General features: G+C 54.8%; 1 protein-coding gene. It reads left to right on the forward strand.

Annotated elements, in window-relative coordinates; genetic code table 11:
* Positions 1–39 precede the first annotated feature (39 nt).
* Positions 40–323, forward strand: a 284-nt coding sequence (locus tag HK20_RS09665) for a transposase (RefSeq protein ID WP_143296488.1), incomplete at its 3' end; no start/stop codon positions are given.

Here is a 323-nt window from a genome sequence, read left to right on the forward strand (position 1 = left end):
AGGTTGTGATTCACAGGCTTACCGATGGAGGGTAGGCCTGTGAGTGAGGTATTTTTGCTGTCTGAGCGCCAGATGGAGCGGATTGAGCCGTTTTTTCCTCTGGCGCACGGAGTGCCACGCGTGGATGACCGGCGTGTTCTGAGCGGGATCGTTTATGTCATCCGCAACGGCCTTCAGTGGAAGGATGCTCCGAAAGCGTATGGTCCACACAAGACTTTATACAACCGCTTTATCCGGTGGAGCCGCCTGGGTGTTTTTGACAGGATCTTTGTCGCCCTGACAGAACAGGCTGGCCGTTCGAAGCGTCTGATGATCGATGCAAC

It is taken from the genome of Acetobacter sp. DsW_54 (genome assembly GCF_002153575.1).
GTDB lineage: Bacteria > Pseudomonadota > Alphaproteobacteria > Acetobacterales > Acetobacteraceae > Acetobacter > Acetobacter fabarum.